At 55.8% G+C, this 4,428-nt stretch carries 6 protein-coding genes and 1 pseudogene; 4 read left to right on the top strand and 3 right to left on the bottom strand.

What is annotated here, in order from left to right; genetic code table 11:
• On the bottom strand, positions 1 to 568 hold a 568-nt coding region (locus WBM93_RS07410; protein WP_424430271.1), incomplete at its 3' end, for a hypothetical protein.
• A 219-nt stretch (positions 569 to 787) separates the two neighbouring features.
• On the opposite strand from WBM93_RS07410, the gene WBM93_RS07405 reads away from it, so the two are divergent.
• Positions 788 to 1,531 carry a flavodoxin family protein gene (locus WBM93_RS07405; RefSeq protein WP_424430268.1) on the top strand — a complete coding sequence of 248 codons (744 nt, stop codon included), beginning with the start codon at positions 788 to 790 and terminating at the stop codon, positions 1,529 to 1,531.
• Positions 1,532 to 1,585: 54 nt separating this feature from the next.
• Here WBM93_RS07405 and WBM93_RS07400 read toward each other — a convergent pair whose 3' ends face one another.
• A complete protein-coding gene (locus tag WBM93_RS07400; protein WP_424430265.1) occupies positions 1,586 to 2,344 on the bottom strand; it encodes an isocitrate lyase/PEP mutase family protein in 759 nt (252 codons plus the stop codon).
• A complete protein-coding gene (gene ada / locus WBM93_RS07395; RefSeq protein WP_424430262.1) occupies positions 2,341 to 3,366 on the bottom strand; it encodes a bifunctional DNA-binding transcriptional regulator/O6-methylguanine-DNA methyltransferase Ada in 1,026 nt (341 codons plus the stop codon). The genes WBM93_RS07400 and ada overlap by 4 nt, the downstream gene beginning before the upstream one ends.
• Before the next feature lie 38 nt (positions 3,367 to 3,404).
• Between ada and WBM93_RS07390 the strand changes: the two genes are divergently transcribed.
• The 3 genes and pseudogenes from WBM93_RS07390 to WBM93_RS07380 form a co-directional block, all read left to right on the top strand.
• On the top strand, positions 3,405 to 3,617 hold the full coding sequence (locus tag WBM93_RS07390) for a hypothetical protein (protein ID WP_424430259.1): 213 nt from the start codon (positions 3,405 to 3,407) through the stop codon (positions 3,615 to 3,617).
• Between the two features lie 41 nt (positions 3,618 to 3,658).
• Positions 3,659 to 4,213: a F0F1 ATP synthase subunit delta gene (locus WBM93_RS07385; protein WP_424430256.1), complete on the top strand. Its 555-nt coding sequence runs from the start codon at positions 3,659 to 3,661 to the stop codon at positions 4,211 to 4,213.
• Between the two features lie 12 nt (positions 4,214 to 4,225).
• Positions 4,226 to 4,428, top strand: a pseudogene (locus WBM93_RS07380) (F0F1 ATP synthase subunit alpha); the annotation flags it as partial.

Genomic DNA, 4,428 nt, shown 5'->3' with positions numbered 1-4,428 from the left:
GTCTGCCGCCCCGACGCAGGATCATCGCAAATGTCGCACGCAAACAGATGGCCAGATAACTTTCTGTACCGCCCAGAAAGAGCAGGCCGGTCGATAGGCATGTAGCAAGGACTATCGTCCATGCCTTGGACGCTTCCGGCAAATGTCGATAGGACATGACGCCGGCGCTCATTTTGCCCGCGCCGATCACGGCTAGCAACATCAGCTGGGCGGGGCTGGAAATCGGCAACAGATAGGCGACGCCAACGCCCCAGACATGGGCAAAAATCACGGCGTTGAGGGTGATACGTCGCTTCGTTCGCAACATCTCGCCAGACGACAGTCCCGGGTCACACGACATATTCCCCAGCCGGAGCCGATCTGCCGTCGCCAGGGCAAAGACAGCGCACCACACAATGAGTCCCATGGCAGACACGTCTTCAAAAAACAGCGTCAATATGATCGCAGCATTCACTAGATTTGCGATAACGGCGGAACGCACAATCTTGCTGTGTTCGGTAAGCTGTTTTCTGGTTACCAGATCCCGTTCCGACTGATCAAGATAACGGAGATTGTTCCGAGATTGCATTATTGTCCCCAATCGCTTCGATTGAGTAATGTTCAAAAGTTTATATTTTGTTGTTTTGCCTATCTTTCAGCCTGTAGAATTGGCGAAAAACAGACTTTTCTGTTGCCGAACGCGCGCAGGCACACCTCAAGCCTATGCCAGATCGACACAAAGCGCGAACAAGGCAACGAATTGGTTAGCAATGTGTTAGGTACAGCACAGATAATTAAAGGAAATCAGATGACCGATGCGAAGGACGTTCCGCAAACTCCTGACTATAACGGCCTCAAAGCGGCCTTCATCAATTGTACATTGACGCCATCACCGGCGTTCAGCCACACCGAATGTTTACTGGATGTCGTGCGGGACATCATGGAAGATGCTGGCGTGACGGTAAAATCCTTTCGCAGTGTCGATCATGACATTGCTCCCGGTGTTTATCCGGATATGACCGAACATGGTTTCGACGCCGACGCATGGCCCGATATTTCGCAAGCGGTGATGGCCAGCGATATTCTGGTCATCGGCACGCCAATCTGGCTGGGAGACGTGTCATCGGAGTGCCGCAAGATAATCGAGCGGCTCTACGCCCATTCTGGCGAGACCAATGATAAAGGCCAGTATATTTTCTACGGCAAGACCGGCGGTGTCGTGGTCACCGGTAACGAAGACGGCGTCAAGCATTGCGCGATGAGCACCCTCTATTCCCTCGGCCATATCGGCTATACTATCCCGCCACAGGCCGATGCAGGGTGGATCGGACCGATCGGTCCCGGCCCTTCCTATGGTGACAAGAAAGATGATGGCGGTCGGGTCGGCTTTGACAGCGACTTCACCCAGCGCAACGCGACGTTTCTTGCCTGGAACCTGATGCACATGGCGCACCTGCTGAAACAAGCAGGCGGCATTCCCGCCTATGGCAATTCGCGCGAAGCCTGGGATGATGGCACACGATATAACCATCCCAATCCCGAATATCGGTGATTGCCTCTCATATTTGACGCGCAAATGGCGCAGGCTTGCTCGTGAAAAAACTACTCAATAGTCGGGTTCACCGCCCCTGAAAACCTTGTCGGTCTGGACTGTCAGCCAGTTCATTGCCGCAGCCCAAGGCTGATGCCCGTAACTGATTCTGGCGACGCCCAAGCCAGCCAATTCCGCATGGCTCGGGCCATCCGGCGAGCGCAAAATATTGACCGGCAAAGGCGATGCATAGCAAATCGCACCGATGCATTTGGCGTCGCTGAGGAATGGAACGAACAAGCCGCTTGCTCCGGCATCGGCATATAACCTTGCCCGCTCGAGCGCCTTCTTGACCAAGGCGTCACCATTGACCTCTGCCGACTGACCGCGAAAGACGTCGCATCGCGCGTTCACCCATATCCCGGTCGACGAGGCAGCCGCCACGCGTTCCGCAGCAATCTTGGGAGAAATCAAATTGTCTTCACCCGGCATCCGATCTTCCATGTTAATGCCGCTCGCGCCCGCATCACAGGCGCGTTGGACCGATTGCCGAACCCCGTCTGCATTATCGCCATATCCCGCTTCCAGATCGATACTTACCGGCAGATCCGTCACCGCGACAATATGTTCGAGATTGGAAATTGCATCATCCAGAGAAAATTTTTCGCCGTCGGAGATTCCCTGCGCGCCAGCGACACCATAGCTTCCAGTCGCCAATGCCTTTGCGCCGGCCGCAGAAACCGCTTTCGCACTACCCGCATCCCAGATATTCACCAATATGAGAGGATCTCCTGGAACATGCAGATCGCCAAAGGCCTTTATGTTTCTGCTCATTTCGCTTCCTTCTCCAACAATCGCTGCTTGATCTCCAGCCCATAAGCATAGCCGCCCATCGTTCCGTCACTCCTCACCACGCGGTGGCAGGGGATCAGGACGGCGACATTATTCGCACCATTGGCGCTGCCGACGGCACGGACGGCTTTCGGCTTGCCGATAGCGGTGGCGATATCGGCATAGCTGCGGGTTTCGCCTTCGGGGATCTTGCGCAATTCCTGCCACACAGCTTCCTGAAAAGCAGTGCCCTGGACATCGAGCGGGATATTGTGCGTGCGGCCCGGCGTTTCGACTTGTGCGACCACTTGCGCAAGCAATTTGGCAAACGCATCGCCGCCGGGTTGCAGTTCCGCTTTCGGAAAGCGCCCGCGCAAATCGTCTTCGCCCTCGTTGAACGACAGGCAGCAAACGCCATTGTCGGTGGCAGCGACCATCATAGCGCCGAGCGACGTTTCGACATTCGCCCAGCGCACCGTCACGCCTGCCCCGCCATTTTTCCAGACGCTTGGTTTCATCCCCATTTTCTGGTCCATTTTCTGTTCCTCGTAAAAGCGCGATGCGGATCCGTAGCCTGCGTCGTAAATGGCTTCGGTTACCGATGCGCCGCCATCCAGCGCATCCTTTACCCGTTCGGACCGCAAGGCCCGAGCATAGGCTGCAGGTGACAATCCGGTCTCGCGTTTGAATATCCGCTGCAGATGCGCGGGAGAATAGGCGGTCAGGTCTGCCAGCTCATCAAGCTTTGGCACTGCTTCAGCCATGCGAATTGCGTCGATCACCGCTTTAACCGCCGCTTCGTCACGGGCGACATCATTGGGGAAGCACCGAAGACAGGCGCGGAGACCTGCGGCCTCGGCCTGCTCCGCTTTCGCGAAAAAACGCACATTTTCGCGTTTCGGGTGGCGTGCAGCACAGGACGGCCGACAATAGATGCCCGTACTCAAAACACCGGTTACAAATTTGCCATCGTATGACCGGTCGCGGTCCGACATCGCCTGCCATGCTGTTTTTTCATCGACCATATTTTGCCTCAAGATTCGCGGTTGCTGGTGTAGACCATTTGGACGCATCCGCACAGGACCGCTTCCCGTATCTTGCGATCAAAGCAAATATTACGCAGCAGGTAATTGAAAGCGGCGCGGTTCTGGTGTTTTTGACTTTCATGGAAATGATTCCCAAAGCCATCTTGCATCGCAGCAAAATGGTTGCTAGACGCCGCGCATCCGTGGGCGGAATCGCAGGATTTCCGGCCATTAAACGGACCATTTCATGAACGGTTTTCAGACCTTATTTCGGTCAGGGAGTAGCAAACGCGTGGATCATTCCAGCGGCATCAGGGCGAGTTTAGCGGGGCGTTACGCCACGGCTTTGTTCGCGCTTGCAGAAGAAAATAATAGCATCGACGCGGTGCAGGCCAGTCTCGCGACATTGAGCGCAGCCATGGCCGAATCGGATGACCTCAGGGCGCTAACCAGCAGCCCGGTCCTCTCCCGCGATGATGCCGGCAGAGCAATCGCAGCCACCGCCAAGAGCCTGGGCCTCGACAAGCTGTCGACCAACGTGCTCGGCGTGCTTGCGGCCAATCGCCGTCTTGACAAAATTCCCGCCGTCATTCGCGCCTTCACCACTTTGGCCTCCAGCCATCGCGGCGAGATAAGCGCAGAAGTCACATCGGCCCATCCGCTGGATGACAAGCAGATTGATGCGCTCAAGGCGCAGCTCAAGAAACGTGTGGGAAGCGATGTTAGCGTTTCCACCGCAGTCGATCCGTCCATATTGGGCGGGCTGGTCGTGAAAATCGGCAGCCAGATGATCGACAGCTCGATTAAAACCCGTTTGAACACCCTATCGCAGGCCATGAAGGGCTAAAGGAAGATACACATGGATATTCGCGCCGCAGAAATTTCAAAGGTCATCAAGGACCAGATCGCCAATTTTGGCAATGAAGCCCAGGTTTCCGAAGTCGGAACCGTGCTTGCAGTGGGTGACGGCATCGCCCGTATCCATGGCCTCGATCAGGTCCAGGCCGGTGAGATGGTTGAATTCTCCAACGGTATTCAGGGCATGGCGCTGAACCTCGAAGC

The organism is Parasphingorhabdus sp. (genome assembly GCF_049667325.1).
Classification (GTDB): Bacteria; Pseudomonadota; Alphaproteobacteria; order Sphingomonadales; family Sphingomonadaceae; genus Parasphingorhabdus.
This window is presented reverse-complemented; position numbering and strand designations above follow the sequence as displayed.

Bases quoted from the DNA above. Each gene is read 5' to 3' on its own strand.
- WBM93_RS07405 (WP_424430268.1), top strand. From the start codon at position 788: ATGACCGATGCGAAGGACGTTCCGCAAACTCCTGACTATAACGGCCTC.
- WBM93_RS07400 (WP_424430265.1), bottom strand. From the start codon at position 2,344: ATGAGCAGAAACATAAAGGCCTTTGGCGATCTGCATGTTCCAGGAGAT.
- ada (WP_424430262.1), bottom strand. From the start codon at position 3,366: ATGGTCGATGAAAAAACAGCATGGCAGGCGATGTCGGACCGCGACCGG.